Genomic DNA, 18,811 nt, shown 5'->3' with positions numbered 1-18,811 from the left:
CATCATCAAATTGCGAACAGGAACTGTTCATTTTTGAACAGAACTCTTGATGGGAGACAAATATGGCCACCCCTTTCACCTGGGACGACCTGCAATATTTTCTGGCCGTGGCCCGCACCGGACAGCTCTCATCGGCAGCCCGAAGCCTGCGCACCAGCCACGCCACCGTCTCCCGCCACATCGACCGGCTGGAATTCTCGCTTAAAACCAAGCTGTTCGAGCGAAACCCGCGCGGTTATGAACTCACGACCGTCGGGCGGCGGCTGGTGGATACGGTCGAGCGTATCGAGGCGGAAGCCGAAAGGCTGCAGTCGGATATTTCCGAAAGCGGCAGCCTGCTGCGCGGCGTGGTGCGGCTCAGCGCGCCTGAAGGTTTTTCCAATTTTTTCTTCGTGGAGAGGCTGAAAGACTTCGCCGTCACCCACCCCCACATCATGGTGGAGATGGTGACGATCCAGCAAATCATGGCGCTGTCCAAAAAGGAGGCGGATGTGGCGGTAACGCTCGATCCGCCAAAGGCCGGTCCCTACATCAATGAACAGATCATCGATTACACGCTGCATATCTATGCCTCGCGTTCCTATCTCGCCGGGCAGCCGAAAATCGTAAAGCGCGAGGACCTGCTCGACCACTTCTTCATCGGCTACGTGCAGGACCTGATCTTCTCACCGGGCCTCGATTATATGCGTGACGTGCTGCCGGGTCTGCGGCCGAGTTTCCAGTCCTCGAGCATTTTTGCGCAGCTGACCGCAACGCTGAGCGGCAGGGGGCTGTGCATCTTGCCGAATTTCATCGCCGCCCGCTTTCCGGATCTGCAAATGGTGCTTCCCGGTGAAGTGGAGCTGCGGCGGGGCTATTGGCTGACGAGCCACCAGGACCTTGCCAACGTGCCGCGGGTGCGCTCGCTTATGGATTTCATTCTCACCACGGCCCGCGCCCACCAAAATCTCTTCGTTCTCGACCGAAAGACGACCGCCTGAGCGGCATCGTTCACATTTCGGCGACACCGTGTCTACCGGTGGCGAATTGGAGAATGCGCTCAACTGCTTATATGACTGACAACAACGAAGCCGGCTGGCAAAGCCGGCATCCTCCGACATCTGGAAGGTCATCATGAAAAAGATCGGATTCCTGTCCTTCGGCCACTGGACGCCCTCGCCCCAGTCGCAGACCCGCTCGGCTGCGGACACGCTGCTGCAATCGATAGACCTCGCCGTCGCGGCGGAGGAGCTGGGGGCCGACGGCGCTTATTTCCGCGTGCACCATTTCGCCCGCCAGCTTGCCTCGCCCTTTCCGCTGCTGGCCGCCGTCGGCGCGCGCACGAAAAAGATCGAGATCGGCACCGGCGTCATCGACATGCGTTATGAAAACCCGTTCTACATGGCGGAGGACGCCGGTTCGGCCGACCTTATCGCCGGCGGACGCCTGCAGCTCGGCATCAGCCGCGGCTCGCCGGAGCAGGTGATCGATGGCTGGCGTTATTTCGGTTACCGCCCGGCCGAGGGCCAGAGCGAAGAAGACATGGCGCGTCAGCACACCGAAGTCTTCCTCGAGCTTTTGAAGGGCGAAGGTTTCGCTGAGCCGAATCCGCGCCCGATGTTCCCCAACCCGCCCGGCCTTTTGCGGCTGGAGCCGCATTCCGAAGGGCTGCGCGAGCGCATCTGGTGGGGTTCGAGTTCCAATGCAACGGCGGTCTGGGCGGCAAAGCTCGGCATGAATTTGCAAAGCTCCACCCTGAAGACCGATGAAACGGGCGAGCCTTTCCATGTTCAGCAGGCGCAGCAGATTCGCACCTTCCGGGAAGCATGGAAGGAAGCAGGCCACACCCGCGAACCGCGTGTATCGGTCAGCCGCAGCATCTTCGCCCTCGTTAATGATCGCGACCGGTCCTATTTCGGTTACGGCAACGAAGGCGACGACAAGATCGGTTATATAGACGACAAGACACGCGCGATCTTCGGGCGCAGCTATGCCGCCGAGCCGGAAAAACTGATCGAACAGCTGAAAGCCGACGAGGCCATCGCCGAGGCTGACACGCTGCTCCTGACCGTGCCGAACCAGCTGGGCGTCGATTACAACGCCCATGTGATCGAGACGATTCTCAAGCAGGTGGCGCCGGCTCTCGGCTGGCGCTAAATTTGGAAAAATTGCGTCATCCACACTCCGTCACCCCGGAATTGATCCGGGGTCCAGCGCGATCAAGTCTTTGATCGCGAAGGACTCTTTTCACGGCGCAGACGCGCCGTGGCTGGATGCCGGATCTAGTCCGGCATGACGGAGGACGGGCTTTCCCTCCCTTAAAATCCGGGCTGTATACCGCTGCTCATTTCACCGCCTTGCCATAACGGGCGAAGCTTTCCGCCAGGGGCGTCGTGCTGGCGCCGGGGTGCTCCGGACGTTTGTAAACGCCATCCCGCACATGGATCGGCTCCTCGAAATGATCCTTGATCCACGGAATATATTCGAGAATGGTCGAAGCCGGGTGCCAGTAGCTCAGATGCACATGCACCTGGCTCATCTCGCCGGCATGCGGCACCACGGGCAGGCGATGGGCGAGCGCGAGATCGGCGATCTGGATATATTCGGTGATGCCGCCAAGCCGGGTCACATCGGGCTGGACATAGGCAACCGCACCGGCATCGATGAATGAGCGGAACGCATCCACCGTGTAAAGCTGCTCCCCGAGCGCAATCGGAATGGACGTATTGCGCGCCAGCCGCGCATGGCTCGTCACATCGTCATACCAGAGCGGCTCCTCGAACCAGTAAATGTCCAGATCTTTCGCCGCCGCGCAGAAACGCTGGCATGTGGGCAAATCCCACTTGCCGTTGCCGTCGATGGCGATGCGGATGGACGAACCGACACGCTTGCGGACGGCGGCAAGGCGGGCAATGTCGATATTCGGATCGTCATGCCCGACCTTGATCTTCAGCCGGGTAAACCCATCCTCCTCCACCGCTCTCGCGCTACCCGCCAGCAAATCCTCCAGCGTGAAGGAAAGCCAGCCGATATCGGTATTATAGGCCTCCACCGCCGCAGTGCGCGCGCCGCCGAGATAGTGCCAGAGCGGCACGCCCGCCTTTTTCGCCTTCAGGTCCCAGAGCGCAACGTCCACTGCGGCCAGCGCCAGATGGGTGATGCCCGCCCTGCCGACCCATTGCAGCGCCGGATAACGGGCCAGTTTCGTCCACAGCCTCGAGTGCTCCGATGCATCCTCCCCCAGAAGCAAGGGCGCGTAACAATCGCTGATGCAGGATGTGATCAGCCTGTCCGACGGCAGATGCGCGTGGGTGCCGGTAAAACCATAGCCCTCAAGGCCATCGCTGGTGGTGATCTTTGCACCGACGACGCCCCAATGGGTGATGCTGTGGGTGGAATCGGAAATGGATTCCGATGTCAGCGGCAGGTGCAGGATGAAAGGTTCGACAGAGGTAATTTTCATGATCGGTCATTCCTCGATTGCTGATTGCTTGCGGGGAGGAATAGACGCCACGTCCCCGCGACCACGGGCCGCGAAGATGGCTTTCGGGAAATTGCCAGACCGTCCTCCTCCAGCAGCCTGCTTCCGATGACGGATAGAGCTAAAGGAAAAGCGGCTTTTGTAAAATAAAAAATTTTTTATTTTTAATATTCAGCCATTGCCAGCCCTTCGAAGCTGGGCAATGATGCCGCCATGAACTCGCTGGTCAAAGTCACGCTCGCCGAACAGGCGCATCAGGAACTGCGCGCGCGCATCGTCAGCGGCAGATTGCGCGGCGGCGAACGCCTGCTGCCCAATGAGCTTGCCGCCGATCTCGGCATCAGCCCCACGCCGGTGAAGGAAGCCTGCCTGAAACTCGAGGCCGATGGGCTGGTGGTCAATTCCTCCCGGCGCGGCATGGTGGTGCGCGATTTCACCGTGGAGGATGTGGAGGAACTTTACGCCGCCAGAATGCTGCTCGAAAAAGGCGCGGTGGAAGTGGCCTTCGACGCCGGGCAACTGGATGGAGTGCTGCACGCGGAACTTCTGGAAAGCCTTGCGAAACATCGCGAATTCGCCAAAGGCTCGACGCTCGACGAATTGTCGAAAGCGCTTTTTTACGACCGCAGCTTCCATACGACCCTTGTGTCGGCCGCGCGCATTCCGGTCATTTCCGGCTCGCACGAGCGCATTCTCGACCAGACCCACACGGTTTTCGTCTCGATCCTCGGCGACTACGCCCGCTCGGTCGAGGAGCACCAGAATATCGCCGATGCCATCGCCGCCGGCAGCAAGGCCCAGATCGTCGATGCCCTGTGGCGGCATCTCGAGCGCAGCCGCCAGAATACGCTGCGCCAAGTCCGGCTGCTCAAAGAGGCCGGCGCCTGATCATTCCGCACATAAGGGGAGGAACCGACATGATGCGCCACAAGCCGGACGCCGCAATGAGAGCGGCGCGAGCTACAATCGTCCCGTTCCGCATGGGGATTTCGCATCGATGACAGACCGGCTTTCCGCTGCAACCCTGCCCCGCCTGCCGCAATCCGTCACGACACCCGCCTATGACCGTCAAAGCGTCACGCCCGGCATCGTCCACCTCGGCGTCGGGGCCTTTCATCGGGCGCATCAGGCGGTTTTCATCGACGATTGCCTTAATCGCGGCGAAACCCGATGGGGCATCGTCGCCGCATCGCTGCGCAGCCCGGATACGCGCGACGCCATCGAGCCGCAGGATAATCTCTACACCTTTTGCCTGCGAGACGGTGAGAGCGAGCGCCTGCGCATCATCGGTTCGATTCTCGAAACCATCGTCGCCCCGGAAGAGCCTGAACGGCTGGTGGAGCGGATGGCCGATCCGCGCGTCCTCATCGTCACCCTGACCGTGACGGAGAAGGGTTACCTGACCAATCTCGCCTCCCGCAGCCTGCTGCGCGATCATCCCGATATCGCCCATGACCTTGAAAACCCGGAGCGGCCGCGCTCCATCTTCGGCTTCATCCTTGCGGCCACACGGCGCAGGCGCAGGCAAGGTTCTCAGCCCCTGACGCTCCTTTCCTGCGACAACCTGCCCGCCAACGGCCATGTGCTGCAAAAGCTGCTGCTGGAATTTGCGGAACTGGCCGATCCGGAACTGGTTTCCTTCATCGAAACAAACATTGCCTGCCCCTGCTCGATGGTGGACCGGATCGTTCCCGCCACCACGGATGCGGACCGGGAGGCGATTTCGGCCGCACTCGACCTCAGCGATGCCTGGCCGGTGGTGGCCGAACCCTATTTCCGTTTTGTCATTGAAGATCGTTTTCCGCATGGAAGGCCGGCGCTCGAGAAATCGGGCGTGGAATTCGTCGGCAATGTCGAGCCATACGAGCATATGAAGCTCAGAATGCTGAACGGCTCCCACAGCGCCATCGCCGCCATCGGCCAGATTGCCGGCCTTGCGACGGTGGCGGATGCCTGGGGTGAAACGCCCGTGCGCGATTTCATCGACGCCTATTGGCGCGAGATCGAACGGACGCTCGATCCCGCCGTCGACGGGGCGGAATTCGCAGCCGGCCTGCGGCAGCGTTTCGCCAATCCCTCATTGCAACACAAGACCATGCAGATCGCCTCCGATGCGTCGCAGAAAGTACCTCTGCGCATTCTTGGCCCCTTGCGTGAATTGCTTGCGGAGAAGGCTGAAAGCCGGACGGTCATTTTCGCCGTCGCGCTCTGGATCAGGTCCTGCGCGGACAAGAATGAAAAGGGGCAGCCGATCACCATTCTCGATCCCGCTTTCAAGGAGTGGGATGCGCCGGATCAACTGGCAATGGCGCCGGATGCGGTCGTCGACCGTTTTCTGGCTTTCGAACGCACATTTGGCAGCGACCTGCCCATAAACGAAACCTTCGTCTCTACCCTGAAAGCCGCCTATCGCGACATTCGGGAACACGGCGCGCTTGCGGCAATCGAGCGTTTCCTGAAGTCCTGAAAAAAGAACAGGCCGGAAATCCGGCCTGTTCCTAACCTCGGTCGTCAGCCTTCAGGCTGTCGCTGCCAGCCGTGCCGCCTTGCGGCGTTCCACCCGGGCGCGGATGGCATCGACATCCGTGATCGGTGTCGCAGCGAAAAGCTGGCGGGTATAGGGATGCTTCGGATCGGCGAAGAGTTCCTCGCGCGTGCCCTGCTCCACCGCCACACCCTTCGAAATGACCATCACATCGTCGGCGATGTAACGCACCACCGAAAGATCGTGGCTGACGAAAACATAGGTCAGCTCGAATTCTTCCTGAAGGTCGGCGAGAAGGTTCAGCACCTGCGCCTGCACCGAAAGATCGAGCGCGGAGACCGGCTCGTCCAGCACCAGCAGCGCCGGGTTCAGCATCAGTGCGCGCGCAATGGCGATGCGCTGGCGCTGGCCGCCGGAGAACATGTGCGGATAACGGTTGAAATGCTCAGGACCGAGACCGACCTTCACCAGCATGGCTTCGGCCCGCTCGCGGCGCTCGGAAGCCGGTATTTTGGTGTTGATGACCAGCGGCTCCATCAGCACGTCGCCCACCTTCTGGCGCGGATTGAGGCTGCCATAGGGGTTCTGGAACACCATCTGCACCTTGGAGCGCATCTCCGTATCGGGACGGCGTCTGGCGATATCGACCGGTTTGCCCTCGATCTTCAGTTCGCCGCCGGATGCCGGGTCGATCAGCGCGATGATGCGGGCCAGCGTCGATTTACCGGAGCCGGATTCACCGACGATGGCGAGCGTCTTGCCGCGCTCGACGGTAAAGTCGATGCCCTTCAGGGCCTGCACCGTCTTGGCGCCGCCGAACAGGCCGCCGGGAACGTGATAGTCGCGGGTAATGCCCTTGCCTTCGACAACGATACTCATTGAACGCCCTCCTTGCCGAAGAAATCGGAAACCGTGGGCAAACGGTCGCCGGTGGCATTTTCCGGCAGGGCCGAAAGCAGTGCCTTGGTATAGGGATGCTGCGGGGCCTCGAACAGGCTCAAAACATCCGCCTCCTCCATCTTGCGGCCCTTATATTGCACGACGACGCGGTCTGCGGTTTCCGCCACCACGCCCATGTCATGGGTGATAAGGATCAGCGCCATGCCATATTCCGCCTGCAGGTTCATCAGCAGATCGAGGATCTGCTTCTGGATCGTCACATCGAGCGCAGTGGTCGGCTCGTCGGCGATCAGCAGGCGCGGTTTGGAAGCGATTGCGATGGCGATCATCACGCGCTGGCACTGGCCGCCCGACATCTGGTGCGGATAGGCCTTGAGCTTGGTTTCCGGCTCGGGAATGCCGACAGCACGGAACAGTTCCAGAGCGCGGGCACGCGCGGCAGCGCCGCTCATGCCGAGATTGAGGCGCAGAACCTCCTCGATCTGGAAACCGACCGTGAAGGACGGGTTGAGCGAGGCGACCGGCTCCTGGAAGATCATGGTGATCTCGCGGCCGATCACCCGGCGGCGCTCCTGCGGCGACATGGCCAAAAGGTTCTTGCCATCGAAGGTCATCTCGTCGGCGGTAATCGTCGCCGTATCGGGCAGAAGCCCCATGACGGCGAGCATCGATACCGACTTGCCGGAACCGGACTCGCCGACGATGGCCAGCACCTCGTGTTTGTCCACGGAGACATCGATGCCGTTGACGGCCGTGAACGCGCCGGTGGCGGTGGCGAATTTGACGGTGAGGTTCTTGATTTTCAGCAGGCTCATCGCTCAGCTCCGCTTCAGTTTGGGATCGAGCGCATCGCGCAGGCCGTCACCCATGAGGTTGATGGCGAGCACCGAGATCAGGATCGTCAGGCCCGGAAGGGTAACGACCCACCAGGCGCGCAGGATGAATTCACGCGCTTCCGCCAGCATCGTGCCCCATTCGGAAGCGGGCGGCTGCGCGCCCATGCCGAGGAAGCCGAGAGCGGCGGCATCGAGAACCGCGGACGAGAAGGAAAGCGTCGCCTGAACGATCAGCGGCGCAAGGCAGTTCGGCAGGATGGTCTTGAACATCAGCCGGATATTGCCGGCGCCGGCCACGCGGGCGGCGGTGACATATTCGCGCCTGAGTTCGCTCATGACGGCCGCACGCGTCAGACGCGCGAAATGCGGCTGGTAGACGATGGCAATCGCGATCATGGCATTGGTGAGACCCGGCCCGAGGACCGCAACCAGCACCAGCGCCAGAAGCAGCGACGGAAACGCCAGAATGACGTCCATCACGCGCATGATGACGGTATCCACCCAGCCGCCGAAGAAGCCGGCGACGAGACCGATGACGATACCGCCGACAAGGGCGATGGAGACGACAACGACGCCGATGAACAGCGAATATTGCGCGCCGTAGATCAGGCGGGACAGCATGTCGCGGCCCACCGCGTCGGTGCCGAAGAAGAAGCCGGCGCGGCCGCCTTCCTGCCAGACCGGCGGGACGAGCAGCGCATCGCGATATTGTTGTGTCGGATCGTGCGGGGCAAGGATGGGCGCGAAGATCGCCACCAGCACAAGCAGGATGAAGACGGCAAGCCCGATGACGGCGCCGCGGTTCTGGCGGAAATAGAACCAGAAATCGGCAAGCATCCGGCGGCGGATGGCGGCGTCCGAAAGGCGGACGCCGGGGGTGGTGATCACATCGGTCATTTGTGACGGATCCTCGGATTGATGAGGCCATAGGTCAGATCGACGAGCAGGTTGACGATCATCACCAGACCCGCGATCAGGAGCAGGCCGCTCTGCACGACCGGATAATCACGGCGCGAGATGGAATCGATCATCCACTTGCCGATGCCCGGCCAGGAAAAGATGGTTTCGGTCAGGATGGCGCCCGCCATCAGCACGCCGATCTGCAGGCCGATGGTGGTGATGACCGGGATCATGGCGTTGCGCAGCGCATGAATGCCGACGACGCGGGCGGACGACATGCCCTTGGCGCGGGCGGTGCGCACATAATCCTCACCCATGACTTCCAGCATGGCCGAGCGCGTCTGGCGCGCAATCACCGCCAGCGGAATGGTGGCGAGCACGACGGAGGGCAGGATGAGATGCGAAAAGGCCGACGCGAAGGCGCCCTTCTGGCCCGAAATCAGGCTGTCGATCAGCATGAAACCGGTGACGGAGGGGAAGAAATACATCAGCGAGATGCGGCCCGACACCGGCGTCCATTGCAGGATGCCGGAGAACATGATGATGAGCAGCAGCCCCCACCAGAAGATCGGCATGGAGAAGCCGACGAGCGCGGTCGTCATGGAAATCTGGTCGAACCAGGAACCGCGACGGATGGCGGCGATGACGCCGACCGGCACACCGATCAAGGTTGCGATGATGATGGCGACGAGACCAAGCTCGACCGTCGCGGGGAAGAGCGACAGGAACTCGGTGAGAACCGGCTTCTTGGTGACCAGCGAATTGCCGAGATCGCCCTGAAGCAGCCGTCCGAGGAAATGAAGATATTGCTGCCAGATGGGCTGGCTGAAGCCGAGCTGTTCGGCAAGCTGCGCATGCCGTTCGGGTGAAATGCCGCGTTCGCCCGCCATCAGCAGCACGGGATCTCCCGGCAGGACGCGCACGAAGGAGAAGGCGACAAAGGTGATCCCGAGAAATGTCGGAACGAGATAGAGAAGTTTGCCGAGAATGAACCGGATCATGGCTTTTTCCTGAAAAGACGCGCGGAAGAACAGGGTCCTTCCGCGCGTCCGTTGTTTGGGATTATTCCGCGATGTCGACGTTTTCGAAGGTGAAGTCGCCAAGCGGGCTCATGGTGAAGCCGGAAACCTTGGCGGACATCGGAACGAACTGCGTGGAATGCGCAAGCGTCGCCCACGGAGCCTGTTCCTTGAAGATCACCTGCGCCTGCTCGTAGAGCTTGGTGCGCTCGGCAACGTCAGTCGCCTGCTTCGCCTTGGAAATCAGCTCGGAGAACTCCTTGTTGCACCACTGCGCACGGTTCGTGCCGCCTTCGCCTGCCGAAGCGCAGGAGAGCAGAACGCCCATGAAGTTGTCCGGGTCACCGTTGTCTCCGGTCCAGCCGAGGATGACGGCGCCGTCGCGGTTCACTTCGGTCGACTTCTTGAGGTATTCACCCCATTCATAGGAGACGATCTCGGCCTTGACGCCAACCTTGGCGAAATCCGCCTGGATGAGTTCGGCGGTGCGGCGTGCGTTCGGCATGTAAGGACGCTGAACCGGCATTGCCCAGATCTTCATCGACAGATCCTTGACGCCAGCGGCTTCGAGAGCCTTCTTGGCCGCTTCCGGATCGTACGCATCGTCCTTGATGCTGTCGTTATAGGACCACATGGTCGGCGGGATCGGGTTCTTTGCAACCTGACCGGCGCCCTGGAACACGGCGTCGATGATCGCCTGCTTGTTCATCGCCATGTTCAGCGCCTTGCGGACTTCCGGCTTGTCGAAAGGCGCAACGGTGGTGTTGTAGGCGAAGTAGGCGACGTTCAGACCCGACTGTTCATCGAGCTTGAGGTTGGAATCGGCGCGGATGGCGGCAAGGTCAGCCGGTGCCGGGTAAGGCATCAGGTGGCATTCGCCGGCCTTCAGCTTCTGCAGACGAACGGCGGCGTCCGGCGTGATCGCGAAGATCAGGTCGTCGATCTTCGGTGCTTCGCCCCAGTAGTCGGCGTTCTTCTGGTAGCGGATGACCGCGTCCTTCTGATAGGCGACGAACTTGAACGGGCCCGTGCCGATCGGCAGGTTGTTGAAGTCTTCCTTGGTGCCGGCCTTTTCCAGCGTATCGGCATATTCCTTCGATACGATGGAGGCGAAAGGCATGGCGATGTTGGCGAGGAACGGCGCTTCCGGACGCGTCAGCACGAACTTGACGGTGTAATCGTCGACCTTGACGATTTCCTTGATCAGCGACGGCATTTCCATGGAGTTGAAATATTCGTAGGTGATACCTGCGATATACTGGTTCCACGGGTTCTTCGCATCGCGCTGGCGGTCGTAGCTGAAGATCACGTCATCGGCGTTGAATTCGCGGCTCGGCGTGAACTTGTCGTTGGCGTGCCACTTCACGCCCTTGCGCAGGTGGAAGGTATATTCCAGACCGTCGCTCGAAACTTCCCATTTTTCGGCAAGGCCGGGCTCAACTTCGGTCGTGCCCTTCTTGAACTCGGTCAGGCGGTTGTAGACCGGATGCGCGGAAGCGTCGAAGGTGCCGCCAGCGGTGTAGGGCGACGGATCGAAGCCTTCCGGCGATGCCTCGGAGCAATAAACGAAGGTCTTCGCCATGGCGGGCATGGCGGAAGTGATCGCAATCGCAGAGGCGATAAGCAAACTGCGGGTCAGCGTTTTCATCTGGTGGTCCTTTCCCTCTTTTTCTGAGTTCCTGCGGCCCCATCCGGGGCCTACCTCTTCTGGTCAGCAGCGACGCGGGAGCCCCGTGTCGCCGTTCGGTCCTTTGCCTCCCGACCAATTACCCGGCGACCGGCTGAAACAACCGGTCGAGGTTCTTCTCCGGTGGGCAGAACCAGCGCGGTCCCGCCTCCGTCATATAGGCTATATCCTCGAGACGGACGCCGCATTCGCCATAAACGCACAGCATCGGCTCGATGGAAAAACACATGCCCGGCTCCAGCGCCGTGGCATTTCCTGCAACGATATAGGGTTCTTCGTGAATATCCAGCCCAAGCCCGTGGCCGGTGCGGTGCGGCAGGCCGGGAAGCTGATAATCCGGGCCGAAACCGGCCGCTTTCAGGCTTTCGCGCGCGGCCCTGTCCACATCCGAGCAGGCAGCGCCGACTTTGGCTGCGGCAAAGGCCGCCGCCTGCGCGTCGCGCTCGGCGTTCCAGAGGAAACACTGCCGTTCCGTCGGTTTGCCAAAGACATAGGTGCGGGTGATATCGGAACGATAGCCATGAAGAATGCCGCCAAGATCGACCAGCACCATATCGCCTTCGCTGAGCGTCTGCGCATGGGGCACGCCATGCGGATAGGCCGTCGCCTCGCCAAACTGCACCGCCACGAAAAGCGGCTTCAGGCCAAGGGCAATATGCGCCGCATTAACGAAATCAGCGACTTCCGTGGTGGAAACGCCGGGACGCAGACCTTCGAACACGGCCTTCTGCACGCCGTAACTCGCGTCCATCGCCGTCTGGATGATGGCGATCTCGGCTGCGGATTTGACCTGCCGCTGGGCGACGATCATCGGCTGGGCGGAAATGATGCGCCCTTCAAGACGCTGCATGAGGGCCGATGCGAAGACGAAGGGGGTAGCGGGATCGATGGCGACAAGATGACCGGGACAGGCCAGCGCCTCAATGCGCCTTGCCATCAGGTCGAAGGGGCTTTCATCCTCTTCCCAGACGGCAACCTCACCCGCAATGCGGATGAGCGTCTGAAGCTTCGGCTCCTCGAAGGTCGGGCTGACATAGACCGGCACGCCTTCCGCCGGCACCAGGGCGCCGTGAATGCGCTCGGAAAGACCAAGCGACAGGCCGGTATAATAGGTCAGCGACGATGATGCATCGAGCCAGACCGCCTTAATATTTTGCTGGATCATTCGCGCCTGCAGGCCGCGTAGTCGCAACCTGAGCTCGTCTTCAGCGATCGATGAAACCGCGACCGGCTGAAACCGCTTCAGCGCCTCTTGAAAGTCTGCCATTCTCTCCCCGCCGCTTTCGGGCCGCAGACACAGGCGTGCCGGCAACCTCCCAAGCGTTCTTTTGCTCATGCTTAAACACAGGGCCGGGGGTAAGCAATGGCCCGGCAGGGCACGCCACCACAAAACTGTGCAAATTTATCTAGACATAACGAAAATGTGATCGACGCACGCCTGATTTCAACGCTCGTTGCCTTGACGCAGAAATTCAAAATCCCCCGGAAATCCAAGGGGAGACCGCGGACCGTCTTCAGCACTAAGCCGGTGCGCTGAAAGTCGACAGCCCAAAATATTCAAGGAATAGACGCCCAGAAAAGGAAAAAGCCTGCCGCGGGAGGAGGTGCGGCAGGCTTCAAACTTGATCGGTGATTGGGAGGAGGAGTACCACCGATCCACATCGAGCGACGCTGGGAGGAGGAGTGCGTCGCTTCGATGATTTGAATATAGCGGTATCCGTGATTTTTAACAGAGCAAGTCTCGCAATGCAGCATTGCATTTCTGCATAGCTCGAAAATTCCTGCCCGGTTTTTCAGCACTCCCCAAAATCGCGGGAAAATCAGCTTTCCCGATAGACCTGGAAACCGGCGAAGGACTGGTTGACCGGCATGAGTTCTAGGCTGTTGATGTTGATATGCTTGGGCTGCGAGGCGACCCAGTGGATGGTGTTGGCAATATCGTCCGCCGTGATCGGATTGACGCCCTTGTAGAGATTGTCCGAGGCTTCCTGATTGCCGCCGGTGCGCACCAGCGTAAATTCCGTTTCGCACATGCCGGGCTCGATGGATGTCACCCGCACGCCCTTGCCATGCAGATCGGAACGCAGGCCGAGCGAAAACTGCCGCAGGAACGCTTTGGTACCGCCATACACATTGCCGCCCGTATAGGGGTAATGCGCAGCCACAGACGAGAGGTTGACCACAATACCCTTGCGCCCGATCAGCGTCGGCAGCAGATGGTGGGTGATGTTCAGGAGACCGGTGATGTTGGTGTCCACCATGATCTGCCAGTCTTTCAAGGGCACCTGCGGTGCGGGCGCGGTGCCGAGTGCGAGACCGGCATTGTTGACGAGAACGTCGATATCCCGGAAGCCTTCCGGCAATCCGGACAGCGCCTTTCCTGTCGCCTCCTCGTCGGTGATGTCGAAGGCGAGGCCATGAAAGGCGGAACCGAGCTCGGCGGAAAGCGCCTCCAGCCGTTCCGCCCGCCGGCCCGTGCCGATGACCTTCCAGCCCTCCTTGACGAAGCGCCGCGCCGTGGCCTGTCCGAAGCCGGATGTCGCGCCAGTGATGAGGATGGTTCCGCTCATGATGATGCCTCCACTCTATTGGTTTTTTCAGGGTCAATCGGTGTCAGTAACTTTTCGGCCGCCGCCGCGAGACAGCGCCTATAGGCCTCGAGATCCGTATACAAAGCCTCTTCGGGAGCATCGCCAACGATGATGACGCCGCCGCGCCGCAAAATCCCGCCATGCAGCATGAGATTGTCGACCATGTCGAAATTCTCGATCGACAGCCCGTCCGGCCCGCGATAACGGCCCGTTTCATCCAGGGTGGCGACGCCGCCATAATGCGCTTTGATGCGGGTGAAGTGATTGGCCGCGACATTGGTATAGGCGAAAACCGGCTTGCCCAGCGCACACATGAAGCCCAGCTCATAGCTGGTTCCCGTATCGGCGGCGATGCCGCGAAACGGCGTGAGGTTGGCGACCACCGCATCCGCTTCCAGCATCATCCGCTCATCGACGGCATTGATGTTGCAGCCGTGACCGACCCTGGTATCCGCCGGCGGAATTTGCAGATCGCCCGGCGAAAGCGGCGTGAAACCGGCTTCCCGCGCCAGCGAGGCCTTGAGATCGAGCATTTCGCGCGCGTTCGGGAGGAAGACTTCCGGTCCGGCGAGATAGATTTTCTTTGTCATCGGGAATTCATGCGATTTGTCAGGAAAGGATTTCCCGACCCTAACCCGGGGGCTTTCGCAAAGGCAAGTGCCAAGGGCCATGCAGTGTGACGCACCGGACGAGCCGATAAAACGGTATCGTCCCGCCGCTCTTTCCGTTATAGCCGGAGCAGGAAACTGGAATTTCTGGAGCAGGACATGGCAGCACCCATCCGTTACCACGAAGGCGATATTTCCGCCGAAGATGCCGCGCGTTACACCGGCGCCATCGCAATCGATACGGAAACGCTGGGACTGGTGCCGCGCCGTGACCGCCTCTGCGTCGTTCAACTTTCGCCGGGCGACGGCACGGCGGACGTCATTCGCATCGCCGCCGGTCAGAAGCAAGCGCCGAACCTCGTGCGGATGCTTGCGGATCCTGCCCGCCAGAAGATCTTTCACTATGGCCGTTTCGATATCGCCGTTCTGTTCCACACCTTCGGCGTGACGACCACGCCGGTCTTCTGCACCAAGATCGCCTCGCGGCTGACCCGAACCTATACGGACCGGCACGGGCTGAAGGATAACCTCAAGGAAATGCTGGAAGTCGATATTTCCAAGGCCCAGCAATCTTCCGACTGGGCGGCCGAGACCCTGTCGCCGGCGCAGCTCGAATATGCCGCCTCCGACGTGCTGCACCTGCACGCGCTGCGCGACAAGCTGACAGGTCGTCTCGTGCGTGACGGCCGCCTCGACCATGCCGACGCCTGTTTCGCCTTTCTGCCGACCCGCGCGAAGCTCGACCTCCTCGGCTGGGAAGAAACCGATATTTTCGCCCATAGCTGAGCGAACCCGCATCTGGTTTAAGCACTGATTTACCAGAATTGCCTATTCTCGGCCGCAACTTTGGCGGCCGGGGACTTTGAGGGATGATTACTCCGCTACAGCAGACGGCGGGCATTGCAGTCAGCGACCTCATGCGTTCGATGGTCGAAACCATCGAGGAACGCCAGCGCGAAGAGCAGGAAAAGGCCAACGGCACCAAAAAGGACGATGCGGTCAAGACAAACCCGCAGCCGGACGAAAGCCAGCGCGCCGCCAATGAGAAGATAAGCGCCTATCTCTTCGGCGTCATGAAACCGGATGCCGATGCCTTCGCCTCGCTTGTCTCCCGCTTTTCCTCCGCGCTGGGCATCACACAGGAAAAGGACGAATCGAGCTTTTCCTTCGCACGAAGACTTCAGGATGCGCTAACCCTGACCGACAGTTTCGAAAAAACCGATGCGCAGGGGAAAGCCACGAAGATTTCCCTGAAATCCTTCGGCGTTTCGGAGGCTGAGGTCGTGGACGTGCTGAACAATGGCGTCAACAGCAAGACCGATCCCATGGCTGCCCTTGCCGCCCGCATCGCAAAGGGTGCAGGCCTCACAGGCACGGAAGAGGATTTCGGCGAGCAGATGTCGAAAGCCATCATGGCGGCGCGCGCGACCCTGCCGAAAAACGTCGACGATCTGGAAGAATCGACCGGCCTCAAACAACTCGGCGTCTCGGCCCGTCAGATGATCTCCGCCATCGCCAACCCCTATGGCGATGAGGCGCGCGCCGTGAAGGAGGCCTTGGACGAACAGGCGCAGGGCACCCGCTTCATGACGCGTGAAACCCTGAAGGTCATCCAGCGTCTCGAAGATGTCGCCGATCCCAAAACCAGGGAAGAGTTGCAGGCCGAACGCGGCAAGGATCGTATCGGCGAAATCAACGATGCCGAGGTGAAGGCGGAGCGGGAACAGGATATTCAGGCGCGCGATGCGCAGGGCAAGCTTGAAGACGTGCAGGAGCTCCAGGACGTCGTGAAGGAGCATATCGATGCTTCCGGCGACGAAAAAACGGAAAGCGTCGACCCGCAGGCACCGGTCGACACATCGTCGGAAACGGCCCTGATCGCCGTGCTTGCGGCGGCGCCTGCTGAGCAAGCCGCCCCGGCGGAAAACGAAAATGAGCCTGCGGAGACAGACGCAGGCACCGATCCAGCCGATGCGGAAGACGACGGCGAAAAACTGCTCGATGCGCAGGCGCTTGTCGAAGACACCCGCAACGCCATTTTGCCGATCTCGATCGACGACAATGGCCTTTATGAACTGCTGAAGAAAAAGGCGGCATGATTGCCGCTTCCGATCGTCACTTGAGCGAAACATGATGTGAGTTCAGACATGACCGATATTTCCGGCCTATCCGGCAGCGCCGTTTACGACACAGAACCCAATGCCGCGCAGGCGCTGCTATCCATGGCCGCCCCACCGCTCGTTCCGGATGATGCGGCCTTCACCGCGCCCGCTGAGGAAGACAGCCTCATCGACCCGGTGAACATTCAACCGGAACGAAACCTTCCCAAGGCAAGCTGGCTCGATGCCATGCCGCCGGAAGCTTTTGAGACGGCGCCCAGCGATCCCGACCATATTTCCTCGGTCAATTCCGACGATAACGGCCTTTACCGCATGTTCATCGGCGTTTCGCCCTGACCGGACGCGCAATTCCTTGGTTAGCCAAATCTTAATATCTGCAAGCCAAGATTGAGCTTGATGATTCTGTATGCGCTGCAACCGGCATTGCGGCCAGAAGCGTATACGGCGCTCCCGCATGAGCGGGCGAGATGACACCTGTCCATCACCGGCGCGGCGATTTTTCAACATTCAAGCCAGATGCGGATCACAGAGCCAATGGGGATTGGCCCTTTCGCAGCCAGCGGCGGTCACCGATAGAAACGGAGCGCAGCATGTTACCGCCTGTACCGAAAATTGCGGCAACCGATGCCGCCTATGGAACCACGGTTTCACTGACACCGCGCGAGCAGGTGAAAGAGACTGCACCGCCGCAACCGAACACTCCCGCCCCTGAAAACAGCAGCCTTTTTGCCCGCACGGCAATCGCCTCCCTCACCAGCGAATTTCAGCTCTCGCGCAGCACCGCCGTTCTGGCGGAAGCGCTCGGCAAGCTGATGAACCTGCCCCGGCGGGATGGCGAAGCCATAGAGACCTATGTGACGCGGCTGACGGAGGCGCTCCGCACCCTGCCCGCGCCACAACGTCTGGCGCTGGAACAGCAGGTCGGCAAGGCCCTGCAGGGCCTGACCCTTTCGATGCTTGCCGAAATCCTGAAACAGCCGACCGGGCCGGATGCTGCCCGCCTCGCGCTGCTGATCGAGCTTTCCCGTTACAAGGGAACGGATCTTGCGGCAAAGGCGGTGGTTTCTTCCTATCAGCAGAACAATTCCTCCAATCCCGCCCCCGCGCAATCGGCCCAGCCGAAACAGCAGAACGCACCGGGCCAGAATGCGGAAGCTCGCCCATCTCCGGCCGCGGCAGCGCAGACGGCAAATTCCGCCACCGTCAGCCGGCTCCTGCCGCTGCTCATCGGGCCACTCGCCCTCAGTGGCGCAGCGATGAAAGCAACGGTGGCGGCGCTAACGGCGCAACTGGACCCCCGGCCCACGCTTTCCATCCCGCCTGCCGACACACATGATACGCCGACCGTTGCCGCAAAGCCGGATGGAAGAGCCGAAAACACGGCACGTCCGCTTCCGCCACAAATCGGCAGCGTGATGAAGGAAGTATCGGCCGAGGCCCGCCCGGCAAATCCGCCACGCGCCGAAACCGGCGAAGCCCGCCCTGCCCTTCCGCATCGGGAGACGATGAAGCCGGAGCAGAAAGAAATCCGCACGGGCCTTACCCCGCCATCCGGTTTGTTCGCAGACGATGCCGAGACCGTGAACAGCCCGCTGCTTGCCGCCACCGCCGGTAAACTTCCGCTCAAGCCGACCGGCACGCAAGAGCCTCCGTCTGCGCCGCAGGGTGTTGCGCGGCAACCGTCCGACGATCAGCCCGCCGAAAAATCGGCCCTCGCAACAGCCGCCGCCCGCCCCTCGGGTGAGGAAACGGAAACTGCGGCCCATCGCCCCGAAGCTCAGCCGCTGCCGCGGGCCATACTGGACCCGGAAGCGAGGATGGCGATGCTGGAGCAATCGGCTTCGCAATCGTTGATCGCCGCGGCTCTGGTAAAAGACGGCACACCGCTGCCGCTTGTCGCCTATCCGCCGGCGGATGAGGACTATGAATCGGAAACGCCGCCGCGCGGAGGCGGTCCGTTTTCCGAGGATGAGGCAAACGACGAGGCCGAAGCCGGCGCTGATAATTCTGACAGTCAGGACGAAAAGGAAGAGCGCATCGCCGCCAATGACGGGATCGACACGCAGGAAAGCCCAACGACGGTGGCTTCCGACGACAGCGCGGAAAATTATTATCTGAAGATGAGCGGCATGCTCTGAATTCGGTGTGGTCAGATTGGAATGTAAGTCGCGCCAATCACGCCGACGTCATCCTCGGCCCTGTTCC

17 protein-coding genes are annotated in these 18,811 nt (G+C 60.9%); 8 read left to right on the top strand and 9 right to left on the bottom strand.

What is annotated here, in order from left to right:
• Nucleotides 1-62 precede the first annotated feature (62 nt).
• Together ACQZ5K_RS14565 and ACQZ5K_RS14560 are read left to right on the top strand one after the other, a co-directional pair.
• Nucleotides 63-980, top strand: a complete 918-nt coding sequence (locus ACQZ5K_RS14565) for a LysR family transcriptional regulator (RefSeq protein WP_003522492.1) — start codon at nt 63-65, stop codon at nt 978-980.
• Nucleotides 981-1,113: 133 nt separating this feature from the next.
• Nucleotides 1,114-2,136 carry an LLM class flavin-dependent oxidoreductase gene (locus ACQZ5K_RS14560; RefSeq protein ID WP_003522491.1) on the top strand — a complete coding sequence of 341 codons (1,023 nt, stop codon included), beginning with the start codon at nt 1,114-1,116 and terminating at the stop codon, nt 2,134-2,136.
• 187 nt (nt 2,137-2,323) lie between these two features.
• On the opposite strand, the gene ACQZ5K_RS14555 is transcribed toward ACQZ5K_RS14560, so the two are convergent.
• Nucleotides 2,324-3,442 carry a mandelate racemase/muconate lactonizing enzyme family protein gene (locus ACQZ5K_RS14555; RefSeq protein ID WP_448740655.1) on the bottom strand — a complete coding sequence of 373 codons (1,119 nt, stop codon included), beginning with the start codon at nt 3,440-3,442 and terminating at the stop codon, nt 2,324-2,326.
• Nucleotides 3,443-3,673: 231 nt separating this feature from the next.
• On the opposite strand from ACQZ5K_RS14555, the gene ACQZ5K_RS14550 reads away from it, so the two are divergent.
• On the top strand, nt 3,674-4,348 hold the full coding sequence (locus tag ACQZ5K_RS14550) for a GntR family transcriptional regulator (RefSeq protein ID WP_448740654.1): 675 nt from the start codon (nt 3,674-3,676) through the stop codon (nt 4,346-4,348).
• Nucleotides 4,349-4,457: 109 nt separating this feature from the next.
• A complete protein-coding gene (locus ACQZ5K_RS14545) occupies nt 4,458-5,927 on the top strand; it encodes a mannitol dehydrogenase family protein (protein ID WP_174058454.1) in 1,470 nt (489 codons plus the stop codon).
• A gap of 51 nt (nt 5,928-5,978) precedes the next feature.
• Here the strand turns inward: ACQZ5K_RS14545 and ACQZ5K_RS14540 are convergent, their stop codons facing one another.
• The 8 genes from ACQZ5K_RS14540 to ACQZ5K_RS14505 form a co-directional block, all read right to left on the bottom strand.
• Nucleotides 5,979-6,824, bottom strand: a complete 846-nt coding sequence (locus ACQZ5K_RS14540; protein ID WP_003522486.1) for an ATP-binding cassette domain-containing protein — start codon at nt 6,822-6,824, stop codon at nt 5,979-5,981.
• Complete coding sequence (locus ACQZ5K_RS14535) at nt 6,821-7,660, bottom strand: ABC transporter ATP-binding protein (RefSeq protein WP_003522485.1); 840 nt, start codon at nt 7,658-7,660, stop codon at nt 6,821-6,823. The genes ACQZ5K_RS14540 and ACQZ5K_RS14535 overlap by 4 nt, the downstream gene beginning before the upstream one ends.
• 3 nt (nt 7,661-7,663) lie before the next feature.
• Complete coding sequence (locus ACQZ5K_RS14530) at nt 7,664-8,578, bottom strand: ABC transporter permease subunit (protein ID WP_137453360.1); 915 nt, start codon at nt 8,576-8,578, stop codon at nt 7,664-7,666.
• Complete coding sequence (locus tag ACQZ5K_RS14525; protein ID WP_003522483.1) at nt 8,575-9,582, bottom strand: ABC transporter permease subunit; 1,008 nt, start codon at nt 9,580-9,582, stop codon at nt 8,575-8,577. Before ACQZ5K_RS14525 ends, ACQZ5K_RS14530 begins: the two co-directional genes overlap by 4 nt.
• A gap of 61 nt (nt 9,583-9,643) precedes the next feature.
• On the bottom strand, nt 9,644-11,248 hold the full coding sequence (locus tag ACQZ5K_RS14520) for an ABC transporter substrate-binding protein (RefSeq protein WP_137453361.1): 1,605 nt from the start codon (nt 11,246-11,248) through the stop codon (nt 9,644-9,646).
• A 118-nt stretch (nt 11,249-11,366) separates the two neighbouring features.
• Nucleotides 11,367-12,554, bottom strand: coding sequence for a M24 family metallopeptidase (locus ACQZ5K_RS14515; RefSeq protein WP_174058453.1), 1,188 nt, complete (start codon nt 12,552-12,554; stop codon nt 11,367-11,369).
• 553 nt (nt 12,555-13,107) lie between these two features.
• Nucleotides 13,108-13,857: an SDR family oxidoreductase gene (locus tag ACQZ5K_RS14510; RefSeq protein ID WP_174058452.1), complete on the bottom strand. Its 750-nt coding sequence runs from the start codon at nt 13,855-13,857 to the stop codon at nt 13,108-13,110.
• Nucleotides 13,854-14,468, bottom strand: coding sequence for a nucleoside 2-deoxyribosyltransferase (locus tag ACQZ5K_RS14505; protein WP_174058451.1), 615 nt, complete (start codon nt 14,466-14,468; stop codon nt 13,854-13,856). The genes ACQZ5K_RS14510 and ACQZ5K_RS14505 overlap by 4 nt, the downstream gene beginning before the upstream one ends.
• A 177-nt stretch (nt 14,469-14,645) precedes the next feature.
• Between ACQZ5K_RS14505 and ACQZ5K_RS14500 the strand changes: the two genes are divergently transcribed.
• The 4 genes from ACQZ5K_RS14500 (at nt 14,646) to ACQZ5K_RS14485 (ending at nt 18,744) form a co-directional block, all read left to right on the top strand.
• Entirely contained in the window at nt 14,646-15,272 is a 627-nt protein-coding gene (locus tag ACQZ5K_RS14500; RefSeq protein WP_059756914.1) for a ribonuclease D, read from the top strand.
• 83 nt (nt 15,273-15,355) lie between these two features.
• Complete coding sequence (locus ACQZ5K_RS14495) at nt 15,356-16,585, top strand: hypothetical protein (RefSeq protein ID WP_174058450.1); 1,230 nt, start codon at nt 15,356-15,358, stop codon at nt 16,583-16,585.
• Nucleotides 16,586-16,633: 48 nt separating this feature from the next.
• Nucleotides 16,634-16,942 carry a hypothetical protein gene (locus ACQZ5K_RS14490; protein WP_174058449.1) on the top strand — a complete coding sequence of 103 codons (309 nt, stop codon included), beginning with the start codon at nt 16,634-16,636 and terminating at the stop codon, nt 16,940-16,942.
• Nucleotides 16,943-17,196: 254 nt separating this feature from the next.
• Nucleotides 17,197-18,744 (top strand): hypothetical protein, encoded by a 1,548-nt coding sequence (locus tag ACQZ5K_RS14485; RefSeq protein WP_174058448.1) that lies wholly within the window; start codon nt 17,197-17,199, stop codon nt 18,742-18,744.
• Nucleotides 18,745-18,811: the final 67 nt, after the last annotated feature.

The organism is Agrobacterium sp. 22-226-1 (genome assembly GCF_053522345.1).
The sequence above is the reverse complement of the archived record's forward strand: the minus strand, read 5'-3'. Positions and strand labels throughout refer to the sequence as shown.